Origin of the sequence: Bacteroides sp. 224, from assembly GCF_010500995.1 — a bacterium.
In the GTDB taxonomy this organism is placed as follows: domain Bacteria; phylum Bacteroidota; class Bacteroidia; order Bacteroidales; family Bacteroidaceae; genus Bacteroides.
On record NZ_QVMK01000001.1, the window covers coordinates 137,861 to 159,206 of the forward strand.

The 21,346-nt window shown below is 40.7% G+C and carries 19 protein-coding genes and 2 tRNA genes; 15 read left to right on the forward strand and 6 right to left on the reverse strand.

The features are described from left to right. The first annotated feature begins 15 nt into the window (after positions 1 to 15). The 6 genes from D0T60_RS18710 (at position 16) to D0T60_RS00470 (ending at position 3,659) form a co-directional block, all read left to right on the forward strand. Positions 16 to 876 carry an FKBP-type peptidyl-prolyl cis-trans isomerase gene (locus D0T60_RS18710; RefSeq protein WP_163216145.1) on the forward strand — a complete coding sequence of 287 codons (861 nt, stop codon included), beginning with the start codon at positions 16 to 18 and terminating at the stop codon, positions 874 to 876. 173 nt (positions 877 to 1,049) lie between these two features. Beyond that, entirely contained in the window at positions 1,050 to 1,520 is a 471-nt protein-coding gene (locus D0T60_RS00450) for an Lrp/AsnC family transcriptional regulator (RefSeq protein ID WP_163216148.1), read from the forward strand. Then, positions 1,520 to 1,831 carry a DUF4491 family protein gene (locus D0T60_RS00455; protein WP_163216338.1) on the forward strand — a complete coding sequence of 104 codons (312 nt, stop codon included), beginning with the start codon at positions 1,520 to 1,522 and terminating at the stop codon, positions 1,829 to 1,831. Before D0T60_RS00450 ends, D0T60_RS00455 begins: the two co-directional genes overlap by 1 nt. An 81-nt stretch (positions 1,832 to 1,912) precedes the next feature. Continuing rightward, positions 1,913 to 1,986, forward strand: a tRNA-Ile gene (locus tag D0T60_RS00460). A gap of 310 nt (positions 1,987 to 2,296) precedes the next feature. Beyond that, a complete protein-coding gene (locus D0T60_RS00465) occupies positions 2,297 to 3,277 on the forward strand; it encodes an AAA family ATPase (protein WP_163216151.1) in 981 nt (326 codons plus the stop codon). Then, a complete protein-coding gene (locus tag D0T60_RS00470) occupies positions 3,261 to 3,659 on the forward strand; it encodes a hypothetical protein (protein ID WP_163216154.1) in 399 nt (132 codons plus the stop codon). The genes D0T60_RS00465 and D0T60_RS00470 overlap by 17 nt, the downstream gene beginning before the upstream one ends. Before the next feature lie 19 nt (positions 3,660 to 3,678). Here the strand turns inward: D0T60_RS00470 and D0T60_RS00475 are convergent, their stop codons facing one another. From D0T60_RS00475 to D0T60_RS00490, 4 genes are all read right to left on the reverse strand, one after another. After that, positions 3,679 to 4,422 (reverse strand): hypothetical protein, encoded by a 744-nt coding sequence (locus D0T60_RS00475; protein ID WP_163216157.1) that lies wholly within the window; start codon positions 4,420 to 4,422, stop codon positions 3,679 to 3,681. After that, positions 4,419 to 6,503 carry a BT4734/BF3469 family protein gene (locus D0T60_RS00480; protein ID WP_163216160.1) on the reverse strand — a complete coding sequence of 695 codons (2,085 nt, stop codon included), beginning with the start codon at positions 6,501 to 6,503 and terminating at the stop codon, positions 4,419 to 4,421. Before D0T60_RS00480 ends, D0T60_RS00475 begins: the two co-directional genes overlap by 4 nt. Further along, positions 6,500 to 6,898, reverse strand: a complete 399-nt coding sequence (locus tag D0T60_RS00485; protein ID WP_163216163.1) for an HU family DNA-binding protein — start codon at positions 6,896 to 6,898, stop codon at positions 6,500 to 6,502. The genes D0T60_RS00480 and D0T60_RS00485 overlap by 4 nt, the downstream gene beginning before the upstream one ends. A gap of 504 nt (positions 6,899 to 7,402) precedes the next feature. Continuing rightward, positions 7,403 to 7,660, reverse strand: a complete 258-nt coding sequence (locus D0T60_RS00490) for a hypothetical protein (RefSeq protein ID WP_163216165.1) — start codon at positions 7,658 to 7,660, stop codon at positions 7,403 to 7,405. 270 nt (positions 7,661 to 7,930) lie between these two features. On the opposite strand from D0T60_RS00490, the gene D0T60_RS00495 reads away from it, so the two are divergent. The 9 genes from D0T60_RS00495 (at position 7,931) to D0T60_RS00535 (ending at position 19,771) form a co-directional block, all read left to right on the forward strand. Continuing rightward, positions 7,931 to 9,301: a 1-acyl-sn-glycerol-3-phosphate acyltransferase gene (locus D0T60_RS00495; protein WP_163216167.1), complete on the forward strand. Its 1,371-nt coding sequence runs from the start codon at positions 7,931 to 7,933 to the stop codon at positions 9,299 to 9,301. Positions 9,302 to 9,311: 10 nt separating this feature from the next. Further along, positions 9,312 to 10,532: a beta-ketoacyl synthase gene (locus D0T60_RS00500; RefSeq protein ID WP_163216169.1), complete on the forward strand. Its 1,221-nt coding sequence runs from the start codon at positions 9,312 to 9,314 to the stop codon at positions 10,530 to 10,532. Between the two features lie 44 nt (positions 10,533 to 10,576). After that, entirely contained in the window at positions 10,577 to 10,819 is a 243-nt protein-coding gene (locus tag D0T60_RS00505) for an acyl carrier protein (RefSeq protein WP_163216171.1), read from the forward strand. A gap of 30 nt (positions 10,820 to 10,849) precedes the next feature. Continuing rightward, positions 10,850 to 13,309 (forward strand): MMPL family transporter, encoded by a 2,460-nt coding sequence (locus tag D0T60_RS00510; RefSeq protein ID WP_163216173.1) that lies wholly within the window; start codon positions 10,850 to 10,852, stop codon positions 13,307 to 13,309. Continuing rightward, the gene (locus D0T60_RS00515; protein WP_163216175.1) at positions 13,306 to 14,781 is read left to right on the forward strand and encodes an NAD(P)/FAD-dependent oxidoreductase; all 1,476 of its coding nucleotides are present in this window, start codon (positions 13,306 to 13,308) and stop codon (positions 14,779 to 14,781) included. Before D0T60_RS00510 ends, D0T60_RS00515 begins: the two co-directional genes overlap by 4 nt. A gap of 29 nt (positions 14,782 to 14,810) precedes the next feature. Then, positions 14,811 to 15,431, forward strand: coding sequence for an outer membrane lipoprotein carrier protein LolA (locus D0T60_RS00520; RefSeq protein WP_163216177.1), 621 nt, complete (start codon positions 14,811 to 14,813; stop codon positions 15,429 to 15,431). A gap of 14 nt (positions 15,432 to 15,445) precedes the next feature. Continuing rightward, entirely contained in the window at positions 15,446 to 16,174 is a 729-nt protein-coding gene (gene fabG, locus D0T60_RS00525) for a 3-oxoacyl-ACP reductase FabG (protein WP_163216180.1), read from the forward strand. Positions 16,175 to 16,294: 120 nt separating this feature from the next. After that, entirely contained in the window at positions 16,295 to 19,006 is a 2,712-nt protein-coding gene (locus tag D0T60_RS00530; protein ID WP_163216182.1) for a sensor histidine kinase, read from the forward strand. A gap of 9 nt (positions 19,007 to 19,015) precedes the next feature. Beyond that, positions 19,016 to 19,771 carry a LytTR family DNA-binding domain-containing protein gene (locus tag D0T60_RS00535; protein ID WP_163216185.1) on the forward strand — a complete coding sequence of 252 codons (756 nt, stop codon included), beginning with the start codon at positions 19,016 to 19,018 and terminating at the stop codon, positions 19,769 to 19,771. Positions 19,772 to 19,783: 12 nt separating this feature from the next. Here the strand turns inward: D0T60_RS00535 and D0T60_RS00540 are convergent, their stop codons facing one another. Together D0T60_RS00540 and D0T60_RS00545 are read right to left on the reverse strand one after the other, a co-directional pair. Continuing rightward, the gene (locus D0T60_RS00540) at positions 19,784 to 20,965 is read right to left on the reverse strand and encodes a carboxypeptidase-like regulatory domain-containing protein (protein WP_163216187.1); all 1,182 of its coding nucleotides are present in this window, start codon (positions 20,963 to 20,965) and stop codon (positions 19,784 to 19,786) included. A gap of 258 nt (positions 20,966 to 21,223) precedes the next feature. Further along, a tRNA-Arg gene (locus tag D0T60_RS00545) sits at positions 21,224 to 21,295 on the reverse strand. Positions 21,296 to 21,346 lie beyond the last annotated feature (51 nt).

Sequence of the window (21,346 nt, forward strand, 5' to 3'; positions counted from 1 at the left end):
AAAATTAAAAGCAAAATGAAAAAGTTAAGTATTTTATTGGTTATTGCTGTTGCAATAGGAATGGCGGCATGTACTGCTCAGCCTAAAGCAAACTTAAAAAATGATGTTGACACACTATTCTATGCATTTGGTATGTCTCGTACCGAAGGAATAGAACAGCATCTTCTTCAACAAGGTGTTGACACTGCCTTTATGAGCGCATTCATTGCAGGATTCAGCGAAGGAGTTAATTGTAGCGAAGAAGAAATGGCTCGTTTGGAAGGTAAGAAAATAGGTTTCATGGTAAGTAAATATTGGGTAGACGGATTCTCGAATGAAGTATTTTCAGGAGACTCTTCTAAATTCAGTTCTACTAACAGAGATAATATGTTAGCAGGTTTCATCGATGGATTGAAAAATAAAGGTGTGATGAATACAGCAGATGCTCAAGCTTACACTCAAGCTGCTATGGAAAAAGTAAAAGAAAAAGCTCTTCTTGAAACACACGGTGAAAACAAAGAAGCCGGAGAAAAATTCCTTGCCGAAAACAAAGATAAAGAAGGTGTTGTAACTACTGAAAGCGGTTTGCAATACAAAGTTATCACCGAAGGTAAAGGCGAAGTTCCTGCTGCTACCGACAGAGTGAAAGTAAACTACAAAGGTACTTTGATTGACGGAACAGAGTTTGATAGCTCTTACAGCCGCAACGAACCTGCTACTTTCGCTGCCAACCAAGTAATTAAAGGATGGACAGAAGCATTAACTATGATGCCTGTAGGTTCTAAATGGGAACTTTATATTCCTCAAGATTTGGCTTACGGCTCAAGAGAGCAACGTCAAATCAAACCTTTCTCAACTTTGGTTTTCGAAGTAGAATTGCTTGAAATCGTTAAGTAAGAAACGGTTAGAAATATAAAAAATAAGAATGTTGGGGTGCTGAACAATGGATTCAGCATTCCAACATTTTTTTATATATTTCTCGTTTTTTCTTTCATTTAAGATAGTAAAATAAAAAAAAGCCCTATATTTGCTTACTATTTGATAAAAAAGAACATATTAATTCGTATATCATGGAAAAAATCGACAATCTCGACCGGCAAATTTTAGAGATCATTTCTCAGAATGCTCGCATACCTTTTAAGGATGTAGCAGCTGAATGTGGTGTATCTCGTGCAGCCATTCATCAACGCGTACAAAGACTTATAGACATGGGTGTGATTGTGGGATCAGGCTATCACGTAAACCCCAAATCATTAGGATACAGAACTTGCACATATATCGGAATCACACTGGAAAAAGGTTCTATGTACAAAGGCGTAGTTGCCGAATTGCAGAAAATTCCCGAAGTTGTAGAATGTCATTTTACTACTGGTCCTTACACAATGCTGACCAAAGTATACGCCTGTGACAATGAACACTTGATGGAATTGCTGAATAACAAAATGCAAGAAATACCGGGTGTAGTGTCAACAGAAACGTTGATTTCTCTGGAACAAAGCATCAAAAAAGAAATTCCCATCCGTTTGAATAACAATAAATGATCGATTTTTTAAGCGAATACCGATTATCAGGACTTGTTATTGGTATTTGTACATTCCTTATAATCGGCCTTTTCCATCCTGTGGTGGTAAAGGCCGAATACTATTGGGGCACTCGGTGTTGGTGGATCTTCCTGATTCTGGGCTTAATAGGGGTAGCTGCCTCTGTCTATTTCAGCGATGTATTAATTTCCTCCATCTGCGGTGTCTTTGCATTCTCTTCTTTTTGGACTATCAAAGAGGTATTTGAACAAGAAGAACGGGTAAAAAAAGGTTGGTTTCCCAAGAACCCCAAAAGAAAATACAAATTCTAAATTGCAAATCTTTCGTTCATCTCTTGCATAATTCGAAGAAAACGATTACTTTTGTACCGCATTCAAAAAACAGAATTGCACGGGCTTATAGCTCAGTTGGTTAGAGCAACAGACTCATAATCTGGAGGTCCCTGGTTCAAGCCCAGGTTGGCCCACTTCCAAAAAAGAAAAAAGGACTGTAAATCATTGATTTGCGGTCTTTTTTCTTTTAGATACTTATTTGCTGCTCTCTTAGTTTCTCGATTGACGAAGAAGTTAAGTATTGTTTCATAATGATTCTACATGGTGTTCATCACAGACCTAAAACATCCGTATCCCAGTTTTTCAATTTTGTTGTACCACAAGGCAAGTTTAGCCCGAGCCACATCTTTGATGGGGAAAGGCATGGTGAATGATTGCAAATAATTAAACTATTATACCAACAAAAACATTACTTTTGTATCATAACAAACTTTTTCGAGAGAAATGAAAGTAAAGAGTTTAAAAATTAGAAATTTCAAAGGTGTCGAGAACCTGGAAATAAAGGCTCACGATAAGATCAATGTTATTGTGGGGGTAAACGGTGCCGGAAAATCGACAGTATTGCAGGCCTTGAATCATCTTTTTTCTTGGTATACGGCCAGAATGAAAAGTGTAAATGGCAAAGGAATTGGAATTGGTGCTCAGGATATAAATATTCACGCAGGTGAAACTCTTCTGGAAATTGAATTGAATAATAATGTGCACTGGTCTATATATAAACAGAAACCTAGCAACCGGCAAAAACCTATTGCTAAAACTGATCTGAGCAGCATGACTCATTATGTAAATGAGTTGGTGGAGACGTTCGAGGCTAGCCCAAAAGATACTTCATTACCACTAATCGCGAGTTATAGCGTTAACCGATCGGTGATTGACATTCCTATCCGCATAAGGCTAAAACATGAATTGAATCCAATGTCTATATATGATATTCAGTTGATGAATGGCGCGAACTTTCGTTCTTTCTTTGCATGGTTTCGCGAAAGAGAGGATATCGAGAACGAAAAAATGCGGTACGAAAAAGACATTGAACTGGACAAGCAGTTGCAGGCAGTAAGAAATGCCATCAGCAATGTTTTGCCCGGATATGGCGAACTTCGTATTCAAAGAAGTCCAAGAGCAATCGTCCTAAATAAAAACGGCAATATATTTAAAATAGACCAGCTGTCTGACGGAGAGAAATGTTATCTTACTTTGATTGCTGACATAGCAAGAAGGTTGGCTATGGCAAATCCGGGATTAGAAAATCCGCTCAGTGGCGAAGGTATTATTATGATTGATGAGGTAGATCTTCACCTTCATCCTTCTTGGCAATTGGAGGTGGTTCCGAAATTACGGAATACATTTCCGAACTGCCAATTCTTCCTAACCACCCATTCGCCTCATATCGTTTCAGATATCCGTAACAATGTTCGATTGGAATAATTTTGTTGTTGATTCACGGGATACATATTATGGAGCTTGCCATAAAGATAAAGTAGTAAATAATCCTATGATTTATAATGAAATTTTTGATCCGGTGGCTGATGATGTGGAGAATTTCTTTTATTATAATGGGGATGGGAGCATTATTCCTTTGTATACATTATCAGACCAGGATAAGCAAAAAGTGATTAAAACTGTTGAGGTCTTCAATCTGAATCATCGGACACTGAAAAACAGAAGAGCGGAATTACTGAAGGAATTAGAGGAATGGGGTGGCTCTTTAAGTGATGACGAGGTAAAAGCTGCTTTTAGCAAATATGGTTTCAAGAGTGTGTTGGAACAGAAGTTGAGGGAAAGACGGATGCTGGAAGTGATGACATAAGGAGCATACATTAGCATATCTACCACGAAGGAACAATGCCGGATCTGGGAAACTCTGGTCGCCGGATTGTTTTTTCTTTTTTCGTGGAGGGAGTCGAATTGGCAAATACCCGCTCTTCCCCTAATTGCTTAGTACAAAAGCCATTTAGCGAAGAGAATTTAATCCATTCACTGCCTTGATCCCCTCCTATTTCGATTCGAAAATAAGGATCTCTAAAATCAACAGGTGGATCGTCTTGTGATCTAAATGAAGCCTTGTCTACTCGCTTCTCAAAAGGAAGATTCTTGCATTGTTTATAAGTTACAAAAGTATGGGTTTCATTCATCAGCGTTACAAAGCTTAGAATATATTGTCTTACTATATACTCTTCTCCTTGATGATGAATCTTATATTCTTTATCAGAATCTGAACCAATCGTCATCATGCAAACGGCAAAGAAAGTAAAGAAAAGTTGTATAAAGCCGACAACTGTAGCAATACTCCCAAGAATACCCGGAATCTTAAAAACAAGCTTTTTACTTCTTGCCAGCGCATAAGAATATAGACAGAAAAAGAAATAGCCCAATGAAATCCAGAAGTAGTTAAAGAAATTTCCTACCCAGGAATAGCTGTTGGCACTTGCCCAAAAAGAAATAAAAGGTAACAGAAGAACCCCCAACAACCAATACTTATCCCGACGAAAAACAATATGCTTAGATAAAAATATGGCTACTAATGGATAAACAATGAAAGTAGCCAAGTATAGTAGAATAAGGGATCTCATAAATGTCCCTCCGCCACCTTATAAACCGTCCCCCTCGTCACCTTTCTGGACTCAAACACATTCTTTAGCGAACGCCCCAGCGACATAGCCGCCGTTCGACTATACCTGAAACCTGAACGTTTGGCACGAATGTGTTCCAACATTTCCGTACAAGTAAGCTCCTTGAAAGGTTCTCCTTCCGCAGGTACATGAAAATACGCGTGCACCATTTCCTCTTCGGGCAAGATGCGCAGGAATCGCTGATTGCAGGTGGTAATGTAGGCCTCTTCTTCATGGCTGAACCAATACCTTTCACTGTTTCGGATGGCATGTACAGCCTGCGCATACAATTGTTGATAATCAATTGGTTGACTGTAATCGATAATGCCCTCCACTTCTACGCAAATAAAACGGCGATTGCCGGTAGGATCTGATAATAAATCGAAGTTATTACTTGTAGCAATAAAGGTGGCATACCGACGAATCGCATCCGTTGTACCGGCATACGGCAAACGAGTCTGTATCACTGCTTTCTGAAGAATGTGTTTCATAAAGCCCTGATACGAGGGACTGATAGAATCGAATTCATCCATATTGATCAGGGCGAAGCGACCTAATGCCAACTCCACATTGCGGCGATTACTGAAATCAATGCTATCTGTATAATAATCGCGCAGTTCGGGAGGGAGCAGGTTCAGGCAGAAGGTAGATTTACCGCATCCCTGATTACCTACCAATAAAGGCAAAGTGCTGTTGGCATGCCGACGGTCTATCTGTTGCCAATGCGCTACCATAGACAGGAACCAAGTATAAAATAAATCCGGCCAACGGGGATTATTACAGGTAATGCAACGAGCCAGGCTCCTGATACGATCTCTTCCGTCCCAATGCGGAAGAGAGAAAAGATAATTTTCAATGGGATCGTATATGGGTATCCTGTCGGAATACAAGTAACGTTTTACGTCTGCGTCCCAGGCATTAATGCCCTCCGAGGTGGCATTGAGCGAAATGCTATTCATCGCCTGCTTGGTTAGCGGACGAAAGTCGAAGTAGAACGATTTCAGTTCCCGGTATTCCACTGTTGCTTTAATGGTATTGTATCGAAATTGATACCGCCTTTGCATAAATTCCTCCAATTGCGCTACCAGCGTCATGGAAGAGGTTATACAAGGTTTCTTGCCAAACTTCCGGGCAGTAGAATAGGTACTTCGGAAATTGGCACGTATTTGAATCTCGTAATTCTTCAGGTCGCGATGCAGGAGTGTCCATTTCACGGCCTCTTCTTCCGGAATCCCGGAGCGGTAACAGTTATCGGCCAAATGGGTGAAGAAAGGTTTCAATTCATCTCCTTCCCAGTCGACTCCTCCTATGGCATTAAGCGCATTCACCAGGCAAGTATCAAAGAGGGTGGATATGATCCGGTTGCGCTCATACCCCGGAATCAGTCTCTGCAATGGATCATTAATGGCTTGCCGAGCCTCCTCAAAAGTAGTTTCCGCGGGCATACGTAGAGGCTGTTCAATTCGGATAGCTGCCGCGTTAGGATTGTAATATAAATCCGGATCAAGTGATAAGCGACATCCTCTCTCTACGATTGGCTTTTTCAGTTCTATCTCCCGTTTCAATTGGGGTTGATACCATTTCACGGCATCCCGGTAGGCCTGTACATGAAACCAATCAATGAGTGGCCGGCTTTGTGGCAGACTCCCGTCGGACAAAGTGAAAGGAACGATAATTTTTACACTTTTGCCACTTGAGCCGATAAAGGCAGCAAGGGTTTGCGGCAACCCGGATGCTAAATTACGAAGTGTAGCAGCTTCATGGAAGTTGGCCAGTTTATTGATTTCCAGCAGAATCAGCCCAGTGTAGGCACTGAGTTCCTGTTTGCTTTCCTTTTTATTGAATACGCCGCCGAATACCAATACCGGCAGTTTTTCCGCATAATCATTTCGTTTTCCGGAGGAAATGTACGCCAGGTTTTGGCGGAGCGTAGTTACCGGTTTGGATTTTATTTCGCCGCGCATGCCCTCCAAGGCAACTTCCAGTTCTATGATACGTTGCGTATGCCCATTCGAAGTCTGCCGATAAGTTGTTATTTTCATTTGGTCTTGTTTCGGTGTACTAATTTGTATTTGAGTCTTTCGAGCACGCCACGCAAAACATTGTCTGCTTTAAAGCAAATGCGTTGAGCCTTCATTTTAGCAGGGGTGCATTCTTCGGGGTTATCGACTCCTTCGCTGCTACCGGAAACGGAGAATAACCCGATGCCTTTAAGCTTTACATTATACCCATTCGAAAGATGGTTTTGCATGGAATCGCTCAATGCGCTGATGGCTGCCAACACGTCGCCTCGCGTCAGGGAGCAGCGTTCGCATATTTCGGTGGCAAGTTCTTCTTCGGTTACTTGCCCGGATACTACGGGAACTCCGTAATAACGTTTTTTCTCTTCAAGACCAGATTTATCTACTTTAGAGCGTACTACATATAATTGTTGCATGATATAGGCATTTGTTTAAATTAGCTGTTTTGTTCGTTTTTTATCCTGTTTTCTCTGGTGTTTATACACCCGGATGTTCTCGCTCTGTACACCCGGGTGTACGGAGTGAATACATCCAGATCTATCGGAGCTGTACATCCGGGTGTACAATCCTTTATTCTATTAGCAAAGATAAGCAAATAAATAGATAAAACAAAGGAATGAAATAGCTAACTAAAGGATATTCTATGTAATGATATAAAAAAATATGGGACTTCTATGATACTTTATGGAACTTTTTATGGGAAGGTACCATGTTTTAAGTAACTAATTATCAATTTATTATGATCTTTATGGGACTTATGGGACTTTTTTGAAGAAAAAACTTTTGGGGAGTAAACTATCATTTTTATTATTTAGCCGCGGATGACACAGATTGCGCGGATTAAAATCACGGATTATTTTTCATGTATTTCATCCGCGTTTTAGAATCCGCGTAATCTGTGTCATCCGTGGCTAAAACTCCTAAAAGTGATAAAAGATCAGATATATTTCATACGGATTTTTCATTTTTAACACTCTGGCAAATCCACCTGACACGGTCCATCTTTTCTGAATGAAATCATACTTATATGTTTCTTTCAAATAAGATAGAAATGATTCCAACAGTTTCGAATTGTCTGGAAGCAAATGGATCTCCTTACAGAGTTCGGCCTCATTTAAAATACAGGTAATGGTAAGTTGCTTTTTATCAAAGCCTACCTCAATTAGTTTTCTATCCATGGGTTTCTCCAGATATTATTGATAGGTCAACTTCCAGCCCTATTTTTCTTACCGTATACTTTGTTGTGTGTCCTGACGGTGGATAGTTTACTTTAATGACTTCAAAACAGCTTTCGAAAAGATGCTCCCACTAACATACCCACTTACTATATACGCCGAAAACTATTTTAGTTAAATACGTTTTATTTATGAGGTGTTTAGCTTGTTTTTTGGCAAAAAATACTAATCTTTGCAGCGCTGAAATAGTGTCTAATAATTTAGTAGGGATGTATGATAAAGGAGAACGGTACAAAGCCAGCAAAACCAGGTTTAGGATTTAGGCTCTTTAGTAAATACTTGCGTTTCTTTCACAATAAAATATATTATCGAAAGGTTTATTGGCTGAATACCGAGAATATTCCGGAAGATAATCCATTGATGATTGTGTCGGATCATCAGAACTGTCTGTCGGATGCTTTGGCACTTTTGATGGCTATTTATCCTACCCGAAGGAAAAGACAACACCGCATCCTTACCCGTGCAAGTGTGTTTAAACCTGCTTTTCAAAAAGCATTGCGATGGATAGGGGCGCTGCCTGCTTTCCGTATGGAGTATGATGGGGTAGAAACCCTTGCCAATAATGCCGGTACTTTTAATGAGGCCGAAGAGGAACTCTTGCAGAATGGTACACTTATCATTTACCCCGAGGCCGGGCATCAGGATAAGCGTTGGTTGGGCACTTTCTCTTACGGTTACACCCGTTTGCTGTTTAATGCTGCAGAGAAGAGTAACTTCGAGAAAGACTTTTTTATTCTTCCTTCATGCAATCACTACTCCGGATATTTGGATATGCAGGAGGATGTACTGATAAAATTTGGTACGCCTATCTCTATTGCTCCTTTCTACGAACTTTATAAAACAAAACCTCGCACAGCACAGCGGCAGGTAAATGCATTGGTACGCGAACAGATATCCGGAATGATGCTGAATATCACCGATCTGGACAACTATGAACCCATTGATTATCTGCGTGAAACGTATGGCATTAAGTATGCCGAAACAAAAGGATACAATTCGGATATATTGCCCGAAAAACTATTGGCAGACCAGCAACTGTTTATCGCACTCGAAACTCTGAAAGGCGAACAACCGGAGCAAATACAGACGCTCTATGAAGACATACGTCGGTTGAAGAAAGAAACCGAACAGTTCCGCATAAAAGATTATTGCTTTGAGAATCCACCCAAAGCTTTTAGCTTGTTTGTAAAGGGATTGTTGCTGTTACTGCTATTACCTGTTTTCTTAGTATCCTGCGTGCCCAATCTTTTTATATTCCTCTCACCACGTATTCTTACCCGGAAGTTGAATGATATTATGTTTTACAGTAGTATAAACTTCGGATTCTACATACTCATCTCTATTCCGGTATTCTATAGTTTAACATTTGCATTGATTTGGATATTTGCAAATTCAGTTCTTATTGCATTGGCATATTTGATTTGTATTCCGTTTTTAGGTATTTTTGCTTGGTATTATCGGAAACATCTGCTGAATTTGTTAGGCGAATGGCGGTTTAACTCCCTGTTTAACAAAGGAAAACTGAAAGACTTAATAATGCTAAGGAAGCAAATATTCCAATCGTTAGATCGATTATTAAAATAGGTTTGTATCAATGAAAAGAAGAGTTGTAATTACAGGAATGGGTATTTATTCCTGTTTAGGAAAAAACCTCGAAGAAGTAAAAGACTCCCTTTATCACGGGAGATCGGGTATTATATTAGCCCCCGCTCGTAAAGAACTCGGATTCCGTTCCGGACTTACCGCGCACCTTGAAGTACCTAACCTGAAAGGCATACTCAGCCGTAATCAACGCGTATATATTCCCGAGCAGGGTAATTACGCCTATCTTGCCACGGTTGAGGCGCTGAAGAATGCCGGTATCGACCAAGATTACCTGGACAGCAACGAAGTGGGCATACTTTACGGAAACGACAGCTCGGCCGATGCCGTAATGCGCAGTATCGACACCATGCGCGAGAAGAAAGATACAACCTTAATAGGCTCAGGCGGTATTTTTCAGTCTATGAACTCTACTGTAAGCATGAATCTGGCTTGTTTGTTTAAGCTGAAAGGTATTAACCTTACGGTGTCGGGTGCGTGTGCAAGTGGTTCTCATGCCATAGGTTTGGGTAGTTTGCTTATTCAATGGGGGCTACAAGATTGCATCGTTTGCGGTGGCGCACAGGAGGTAAATCCTTATTCCATAGGCAGTTTCGATGGTATCAGTGCTTTTTCCATTCGCGAAGATGAGCCTACCAAAGCTTCCCGTCCTTTCGATCGCGACCGCGACGGACTCGTTCCCGGAGGAGGCGCTGCTACGGTAATTATAGAGAGTTATGAGTCGGCAGTGAAACGTGGCGCACCCATTCTTGCAGAGGTATGTGGTTATGGCTTTTCTTCGAATGGCGATCATATCTCGGTTCCGAATGTAGATGGTCCGAGCCGTTCGTTGGAGATAGCTATCAGAGAGGCAGGAATTGATATTCGTCAAATAGGTTATGTAAATGCACATGCTACTTCAACACCGGTGGGCGACAGGAATGAGGCCAAAGCCATTGCACATGTATTTGGCGACTATAAGCCCGAGGTAACCTCTACCAAGTCGATGACCGGTCATGAAATGTGGATGGCAGGAGCCAGTGAGGTTATCTACTCCATGCTGATGATGAAGAATAATTTTATAGCTCCGAATATCAACTTCGAGAATCCGGACGAAGATTCGGCTAAGCTAAATATCCCGGCAGTGCGTGTAGATAAGCATTTTGACTTATTCCTTTCCAATTCATTTGGGTTTGGGGGAACGAATTCTACGCTTATTATAAAGGATTTATAAAGGGCTTATATAACATACTATTATTAATCACAATAACTAAAAAAATGGGAAAACAAGAACTAATTGAAAAAGTAAACGAAGTACTGGCCGAAGAGTTTGAAGTAGAAGTAACCGATATTATCCCCGAAGGAAATATCAAAGAAACACTGGAACTCGACAGCCTGAGTCTTGTAGACATGGTAGCACTGATAGAAAGCACTTTTGGTGTAAAAATCAAAAGCAACGAAGTAGGTACCATTCTGACATTCGACTCACTGTACGACTTCATTCACGAAAGATTGAATTAATCATTATCACCACTGCCGGAAGGCGCAATTATGGGAAAACTTACTATCAACATATATCGTTTCTTCAAAACCCACAAAGCACTATTCTATAGTGTTTTGATTCTTACTACCTTACTCTTCGGCTATTTTGCTTCGAAGATTTACTTTGAAGAAGATATATCGAAGCTGTTGCCATCTACCGAAGAAGGGGGAGCCGAAGAACTGGTCTTCTCCAATTTGAAAGTAAAAGATAAGATCTTTATTCTCTTCAATCCCCAAGCGGATACGGTGTCTACCGATAAGTTGGCAAGCGTTTGTGATGAGTTTGCGCAAACGCTGCTGGCAAAAGATACGGTTCACCGGGCTATAGGCAGTATGCTGCACCGGGTAGATGCCGATGTGTTGCAGCATGGTATTAAGTTTCTGTACGAACATGCGCCTGTTTTTCTCGAAGAATCTCATTACCGGCAATTAGATTCGCTACTGGCAGCAGAGTGTGTAGAAAAGCAGATGGCAGAAAACTACAAGCTGTTGCGATCTGCTGCCGGCATTGTTTACCGCGATATAATCAAGCACGACCCAATAGCTTTGCGTAAAATCTTCCTGAACGATGCCGGAAGCATGGGAGGAGGTTTTGGAGGGAACTACGCCTTCTACAATAGTCATATCTTTACTGCGGACACTACGGTGGTGGTGGCTTTTCTTTCTCCTAACTTCAAAGCTTTCGATTCTAAGCAAGGCATTCGTTTGGCAGAGATGATAGAACAAGAGATATCTTCCTTTCAGCAACAATATCCGGATATTGAAATCCTCTATCATGGGGCACCTGTGCAAAGTGTGTACAACTCGCGTCAGATAAAGAAAGATTTGCTGGTAACCATCTCTATTTCGCTGATACTTATTTGTGTTATTCTGCTGGTTTGCTTTAAAAACAAGTCGACGTTGGTTTACCTGCTGCTTCCCGTGGGCTACGGAGTGCTTTTTGCCTTAGCTGTAATTTACTTGATAAAGGGAAGCATGTCTTTAATGGCTATGGGCATCGGGGCTATTGTGATGGGAGTGGCTTTTAGCTATTGCATGCACGTAATAACACATTATAAATATGTGAGCGATCCGGAAGAGGTGCTGAAAGATCAAACCGTTCCTGTTATTCTGGGAGCACTAACCACGATAGGGGCTTTTATGGGGCTATTGCTCACAAAGTCGGAATTGCTGCAAGATTTTGGTTTGTTTGCCTCCTTGGGGTTGGTGGGCACTACTGTTTTTTGTCTCTTATTTCTGCCTCAGTTCTTTAAACCCGAGAATAACCGTCGTTCGGAAAAAGCCTTTGCTTTGCTCGAAAAGATAAACTCCTTTCCGTTCGAAAAGCAGAAGTGGCTGCTTGGGCTGATTGTTGTTGCAAGTATCATTTGCTTTATTGCCTCAGATAAAGTCCGGTTCGATTCCGATCTTCGTAATATCGGTTATAATGATGCCCGGGTGATGCGTTCGCGCGCTTTGCTTGAGTCGAAAACCACCGACAGTCATTCTACCATCTACTTTGCTTCTGCGGCCACTTCTTTAGATTCTGCCTTGATCTATAATAAAGAGTTGTGCATGGAACTGGATAAATTGGCCGATCGCAATCTTATTAACAGCTATTCTGCTTCGGCCTCTTTGTTTATTCCTGTTGGCGAACAGCAAAAGCGTATTGAACGCTGGAATGTATACTGGACCACCGAAAAGCAAACCGATGTGCACCAAGTGGTTACCGAAATGGGCGAAAAGCATAAGTTCAACTCTAAAACGTTTACTCCTTTCTTCGGAATGATAGAAAAGGAATACACACCGGTTTCTTTGTACGAGGCAGAGGTAATTCCTGCCGAGATTATGGAGAACATCATTGAATATACAGATAATCGCTACCTGGTTTTTACTCCCGTACAGATGAGTCGCGATAACCTGATGGAAGTAGGCAATGATCTGGTGGCGTGCAACCCGAACTTTATTGTAATTGATCCGATGTACTATACCAACGATATGGTGAAAGGAATGCACAATGATTTCAGCACTACCCTTGCCATCTCTTCTATATTTGTGCTGATTGTGTTGCTGGTGTCTTACCGCAATGTGGTTCTGGCGCTAATTGCCTTCTTACCGATGAGCCTTAGCTGGTATATTGTGTTGGGTTGTATGGCAATGTTCGGCATGCAATTCAATCTGATTAATATTGTGATATCTACCTTTGTTTTTGGTATAGGGGTTGATTACAGCATCTTTATTATGGATGGACTGCTGGCTCCTTACCGCAACTCGCGCGCCGACTTACTTGTTTATCATAAAACGGCTATCTTCTTCTCGGCTGTTATTCTGATAATTGTAACCACTTCGTTGCTGTTTGCCGTTCATCCTGCCATTGCCTCCATTGGGGTGGCCACGCTGATAGGTATGGGAGCCACTATTCTGATAGCATACTCCTTACTACCTTTCTTGTTCTCTTTGGTGAAGCGCTATAAACCCAATTGGATATGAAACACTACGATGTAATTATAATAGGAAGTGGTTTGGGAGGATTGGAGTGCGGCTATATACTGTCGAAGAAAGGATATAGTGTTTGTATTCTCGAACAAAACAGTCAGTTGGGGGGCTGTATGCAGATATTTAAGCGGGGAGGCATCACCTTTGATACCGGCTTTCATTATGTAGGAGGCTTAGATGATGGGCAATTCCTGAACCGCTTGTTTCGCTACTTCGACCTGCTGAACTTACCTTGGGTACGCATGAACGAAGATGCCTTTGCCGAGGTGGTGGTAGATGATCGAACCTATATGTTTGCCTCCGGCTATGAGCGTTTTGCCGATACGCTGGGTAAGGACTTCCCGCATCAGCAGCAACAGTTGGCGGCATACACTTCATTCCTGAAACAAGTAGGAACAAATATAGCCAACAGCTTTAGTGCCGAAGGAACCAATCTTTCATTGTTTCAACAATCGGCCTATAACTATCTACAAGAGAATATCAGCGACCCTTTACTCAGGAAGGTGCTTTCCGGAGGTTCCCTAACAATGGAACTTTGCAAAGAACAACTTCCTCTTTACACCTTTGCCCAGATAAACAGCTCGTTTATACAATCGGCCTGGCGCCTGAATGGTGGTGGGGTATTGATTACTGATAAACTGGTACAGGATATCCGGAAGATGGGTGGCACCCTTCTTACCAAAGCCAAAGTAACCCGCCTGATAGAAGAAGGAGAAAAGATAACATCTGTTGAATATAATAACGAAGAACAGGTGAGTGCCACGCATGTTATTTCTAATTTGCACCCGGCTTTAACCTTATCATTGATACCGGACAGCAAACTGATACGCAATATATACCGCAAAAGAATAACTGCCCTGCCCAATACTTATGGCATGTTTACCACCCATCTGAAACTAAAAGAAGGCATGATTCCTTATCTGAACCGAAATGTGTTTATTCATAAAGGAGAAGATTTGTGGGATTGTAGCTATCGTTCGGGGGCTCCGGTTTCTTCTGTTTTATTAAGTTATCAGGTGCCGGAGAACGGGAACGGAGGAACTTTTACCCGGAATATAGATATACTAACCCCAATGCACTGGCAGGAGGTGGCCCAATGGAGCGATACCGCCATTGGGCATAGAGGCGAAGATTATGTAGCCTTCAAAGAACAGAAAATAGCAGCATGCATCAATATCGCTTCCGAACGTATTCCCGGACTGAGGAATGCTATCGAGAGCGTTCATACTAGTACTCCGCTTACCTATCGCGACTACACAGGTACGTGGCAGGGATCGGCATTTGGTATACGTAAAGATTGTAATAGTGTGCTGCAAACCATATTAACCCCTCAAACTCCCATCCCCAATTTGTTGCTAACCGGACAGAATTTGAACTTGCACGGCATTCTGGGAGTATCCATGACTTCCTTCTTTACCTGTGCCAAGATTGTGGGGATGGACGAACTGATAAGCGATTTAACCTGAATAGTACAAACCAATAAAATGATGCAGAAATGAAAAGAATCAGTTTTCTTACAGCAATACTCCTTAGTAGCCTACTTGCCACTGCGCAAACCATAAACCATGCAGATGCTCAGGTGCTTGAGAAAATCAAACAAGAAAATATCAAGTATAACACAATGACCTGTCACTTTAAGCAAGTAAAACACCTTGAGATGCTTGGAGAAGATATCGACTCTGAGGGTAAACTCTATTACACAAAACCCGATAAGCTGGCCATGCGATATGACGATCCCGAAGGCGAAGTAATGTTGATAAACGGCGACAAGCTGGTAATGGTAGCTATGGGAACACGCAGAGAGGTTTCTGCACAATCCAATGCAAAGATGCAAGGCATGAAGACCATTCTGTCTGCTTGTTTAGAAGGCGATGTGAAGAAAGTAGGCGCAAGTAAAATTACCTGCAAAGAAACAACGAAGTACTATGTGGTAACGGCGGCTATCAACCCGGCATCCAACAAAAGCGACATCGTTGAAGTGGTATTAAGCTATGATAAGTCTACATTGACTCTCTCGATACTAAAAACCATAGAGGCAGACGACAGCTACACCATTTACGAACTTACAAACAAGAAATTCAATCAGCCCATAGCTGATTCTATATACCAAAACTAATTATTTGAAACAATATGAAATACGCACTTGTAACAGGAGGTAGCAGAGGCATTGGCCGTTCCGTTTGCCTGAAGCTGGCCGATATGGGCTACCCCATCATTATAAACTATGCTTCCAACAAAGATGCCGCGCTGGAAACCCAAAAGCTTGTAGAGGAAAAAGGAGTAACAGCCGAACTACTGCCTTTTGATGTAACCTCGGCAGAAGCGGTAGAGAAAGCACTGGATGGTTGGCAAGACGCTCACCCCGATGACTATATCGCTGTATTGGTAAATAATGCAGGCATTCGTCAAGACGCCATGATGGTGTTTATGGAAGACAGTCAGTGGGATAACGTATTGAATACCAGCTTAAACGGTTTCTTCTACGTTACCCGTAAGTTATTAAAATACATGCTAAGCAAACGCTTCGGGCGCATCATTAACATGGTTTCTCTTTCCGGTTTGAAGGGACTTCCGGGGCAAACCAATTACTCGGCTGCCAAAGCTGCCGTAATAGGTGCCACCAAGGCATTGGCGCAGGAAGTGGGACCTCGTAAAGTAACTGTAAATGCTGTAGCCCCCGGATACATAGCTACCGATATGACACAAGATCTGGACGAATCTACCTTAAAGAAGATGATTCCCGTTGGACGTTTCGGTCAGCCGGAGGAAGTAGCTGCCGCAGTGGGCTTCCTTGCATCGGATGATGCAGCTTATATCACAGGAGATGTAATTTCTATAAACGGAGGATTATATACCTGATTCAATAAAACTTAGCGGAATACTCATTCGGAGTGTGCGGTTGCTCATTCTCTGGATGAGGTTCCGATTTCTCTTCTATTTTTGCTGTATAAATCAATTAAACCTCTTAATTTTACAGCAATGAGACACATTATTCTATTCTTATTCGTTTTTGTTCCTTTATTGCTTTCTGCAACGCCGAAAGAATATAAGAATATTCATTCTCTTGAAAAAGGAGACTGGCTGATGATTGAATCGGCCGAGTATTATCCATATCAGGCTCCGGGTATGGAGAAGGAGGTGCCGTGGAGGGCAGAGAATATTCGGAGGGTGGTATTGAAGGCTACGGTGTTATACAAACAGAATGAGACTGTAACCCTTGGTTTCTCGATTGAATCTATTTATGATTGCAGGAACTATGCGGAGAAAGATAGCATGGTTTATTATGATTCGAGGTATATAAAGGATTTTCTTTCGGTTTTAGATAACGATAAACTATGGCTACTACCTATGGGGGAGGTATCTAACAAAGATATCATAGCATCACTTACCTATAACATAAAAGATGGAACTGTTATTGATTCTCATTTAAGATATAAAGATCTTTATTGCAGGTATCAGAGAGTTTGGCTTCCTTTAGGACTTCGCGAAGAAGTAAAGTCATACCGAAGGAAAACGGATACTGGGATGGTGAATATTCATCGAACTGTATTTGAAGATATACCTCAATTACTTCGGAGTCAAACTGGTGGAAAGAGTATTACTACTCCAGTACAAAAAGCAGCAGAGAAAAGTAGTAATAGGGTATACTCCAGTAAGTTTTTGTTAGATCTTCCTAAAGATATATCTCATAATCTCCTATCCCGTCAAATAAGAGTGGTTGCTGCATCTTTCTCTCTTCCGCCTAATGTGAAACTGACTTATACAAAACTTGCCCGTTGGGCTGATAATACGAAAGTAGAACAACAAGAGTTATTTATTCCTGCTCCTCAGTATTACATGATTGATAGTGATCTAAGGAGGCCGAAAACGAATGTATGGTTAATATCTCCCGGCGACTCTATTGTACGTATTAAGAACGAAGATGGAACAATTCAATATAGTGGACGAGGGAGTATACAGAATGAATTCTTCAATCTTTGTGTGGAGAAAATTTATTTTAAGAGTATAGAGGATGATTGGCGAAAAGAGTATCAGGATATTCTGAATCAATATAATAACGATCTGCCTTCTTATTGGAACCGTCTCTTTAATTTAGATAAAATGTATTTAGAAAGTAGCAATAAGTTATCTCAATATGCAAGCTCTAAAATATACACGCAACCGGAATTCGCAGAAATAGATTGGGAGGCTCCATACTTTACTTCTTTGATTCCATTAACAGACGCTTCATACTTTATGTCAGGGCATTTCTCCTTTCTTAATAGTTATATTAAGTATAAAAAAGTACAAATATCTTCCGAAACACTTAACTCTATAAATTTTCGGCCTAAATTATTAAAGGAAGAGTATTATCAAAATAAATTATTTCTTGCAGGGCAACCTTTACGTAATTACAATGTAGCGATTGTGGAAAGATTGATGATGGACAATATGCTTATGGATATACAGCAAGAATATAATGATTTTATAGCCACTTGCCCTGATACTGTTTTAACCAATCGTCTCGAAAGAACTTACCAAAAATTAAACAAGTTAGAGAAAGGAAAGAAAATACAACAGACAGATCTTCGGTTAGCCAAACTGGCACAAGATAAGAATACACGAGAGTATTTATTACTACAAGTAGGAGTTAAGTTTAGTGATTATGATATTGGTCTTGAAATGTGTGAGAAACTTAAAAATGGAAGTCTGAAAGATAAAGTTACATTACACTCTTATGTCTCAGAAGAGGTTGAACTTAAACATTATGATAATACGAATGAATATTGGACAAAGCTTCGTGAGAGTATTACTACTATTCTCTCACTTGGTGAAATTGAACGCGAATTATCCATGTTTGGTAATGTGAATAGATACACAATCCTTATGAGAAAGGATGGAACAATTCTCTATCGTTTAGGTGGTAACCTGCTTATGGATGAAGATCTGTTTATTGATATCATTGAGCGCGATTTAAATCGTACTCGATCTGACTTCTGGACGGGTTTCCGAAACGGTTTGTTAATAACAATTGCTTTCAGCTTAGTTGCCATCTTTATTATATCGGTTCGTTTAAGTTCTAAACGCAAACGCGAAAAACGAGAACGCCAAATCAAAGAACTCGAACTAAAAGCCATTCGCTCTCAAATGAATCCCCATTTCATCTTTAACGCCATGAGTTCTATTCAAAACTTGATTAACCGTGGAGGCAATAAGGAAGCCGATGAATACCTGGTTCGTTTTTCTCGTTTGCTGCGAATGGTGCTGAATAACTCCGAAAAGAAATTAGTTCCCCTTTCCGAAGAAATAGAGCAGTTATACTTATATTTGGATATTGAACAGCTTAGGGTTCCCTTTCAATACCGGATTGAAGTGGATGAACAGATAGAAACCGACTTGGTAGAAATACCCGGAATGTTAATACAACCCTTCATAGAGAATGCGGTAAAGCACGCCATTGCTCCTCGTGGCGAAGGTGAGATTGTGATTTCTATGAAACTGCTGGACGATAAACTGGTGGTAACAATAACCGATGATGGCTCCGGAATAATAGTAGATAAAGGTAACGGATTTGCTGTAAAAGCCATTACGGAAGAGATTGAAATCTTAAAAACACTACATCACCGGGAAATAGGAGTTGATATTGAAAACAGACAAGAGAAGGAATCTGTTACAGGCTGCAAAGTCACTTTATATATTCCCATAGGATAAAGAATAAGAATGGAAGAAAAGATCTATGCATTAATCATTGACGATGAAGCTGGTAATCGGGAAAACCTCCGGCGGATGCTCGAACACCACTGTCCGCAAGTAACATTGCTGGGTGAATGTGCCTCGGTGAAAGAAGCCTCTTTAAGCATCGTGAAGTACAAACCCGATCTAATCTTCCTGGATATTTGTCTGCCCGACGGAACCGGGTTTACACTACTTGAAAATCTTCGGGAGGTTTCTCCCGAAGTAATCTTTGTGACTGCCTTTGATCAATATGCAATTCAAGCCATTCGTTTTAGTGCACTCGATTATCTGCTTAAACCTATCGACTTCGGCGAGCTGATCAGGGCAGTCGATAAGGCTGTTCAAACCATTCGCCTGAAGCAACAAAACCTGCGAATACAAAACCTGCTGCTAAATTCTTTGCGACAAGATAAGAAGAAAAAAATTGCTCTTTCTGTTGCCGATAAAATAGAGTTTGTAGAAGTAAGCACTGTTATTCGTTGCGAAGCAGAAAGTAACTATACTACCTTCTACCTGGTTTCGGGCGAAAAGCTAATTGTGTCGAGAACACTGAAAGAATACGATGAGCTTCTTACTCCTTACGGATTCTTACGAGTGCATCAGTCGCACCTCATCAATCCGGATGAAATTCGTAGCTTTGTGAAAAGTGATGGCGGATATCTTTTAATGAATGATGGCTCCTCCGTTAGCATCTCAAGGCAACGGAGGAATGAGGTGATGGAAGCGCTTAAACTGATATAAAACGCCTCTTACTTATTGCAACGAATAAGTTCCGAAAATCTGTTTCTTCTCAAAAGCTTGTATCGTTTCTTCTTCCAAAGGAGTACGTTTGATGACTTCATTCTCTTCCCAGAATTTGGGCGAATACTTTGTTTGGGCAATCAAACTCAATAGGTTCATAAAGCGCGTGATCTTTTTCTTGCCGGTTTTCCGTACCTTCCCTACATTATACAATATGGAATTAACTTGTGACGACAGTTTGCCCTCTACATCCAGCTTTACATGAACAGATTCGACCTCGGGAAACTTATTGATGTACTTAAAATTCATGGAGAAGCTGCAATCATATTCCGAAACAAATTGGTGCTCCTCTTTATGCTCAATTCTTATATTGATAAGCCTGCCATCCATGCGTTTGATGGATAAGTTGCTTGGGTCTACATAAAGAAATCCGTCGATGATGCCTCTTTTCACTTCTTCGCGCGGTTTGAATCTGATTTTGTAGAGTCTATTCCCTCCTTTATCAAATAAGATATCGTATGATAGTTGGTAGTATCGTTCAAAGTCAACGTTTAGCGGAACAATGATGTTTTTATTCTCAATTTTATCTAAAGGCAGAATAGGAGAGGCCTGAGAGAAGTTGAAAAAGTTAATATAAGTGGTGTATGGATTGGTGTTATCTTCTTCTACCACAGCTCCATATCTGCCTGTTACGAGTCCCATGTCTCTAAGAAAAAGCGCTGAGTTGGCATTAAAGAATGCCTCCAGAATTTCATTGGCTTCTCCATTTGTTTGAGTAATCTGACGATAGAAGAAGGCGGCTCTTCTATTCTTTTTTAGGTTGTACGTTTTCTTTGTATTTGCAAATAGCTTTTTTACAAAGTCATAAATATCAGTAGGAGTAATCTCTACCTCTTGCAACTGATAGGACATGGGAGCCAAAGTAACAATCTTAGATACTTTTGAAGCAACTATGCTCTGAGGTTCGTATCCTACATAAGAGAAGAATAGTGTATCGTTGAGTGCTTCCTTTATGGAAAAGTGTCCTTCGAAATTAGAGATCGTTCCTCCTTTCTCCTTTATATATACATTGGTAAAGGGTAATATTTCTTCTGTTTCCCGGTCTACTATTTGTCCTGTGATGGTTATCTCTTGCTGAGCTGCTATAAAGATGCCATGCAATAGCAAGATGATGATAGTTGTTATTCGCTTCATTTTCTTCTTTTTAAAGAGATAAGGTTCATTGTGAAAAGACAAAAATAGGGGTTTGGAGTGGAATAAGCTAACAGAAAAGAGAGAAAAAGATTATTTATCGTAGCCTCTAATCTCATATATTTTTCTTTGTATTACTTGTAATTCCATTATTGTTTAGTTTTCTAAAATTATAATTCTACTGTGTTTGGTTTTGTAGCTTATTTGTAGAACATTTAAGCAAAAACACCTTATAATCAACCGATCATAAGGTGTCTGGAGTAGCCTCGAGGGGAATCGAACCCCTATCTAAAGTTTAGGAAACTTCTATTCTATCCGTTGAACTACAAGGCCCCAAAAGTGTTGCAAAGATAAACTATTCCGTTGAAATAAGACAGATATATG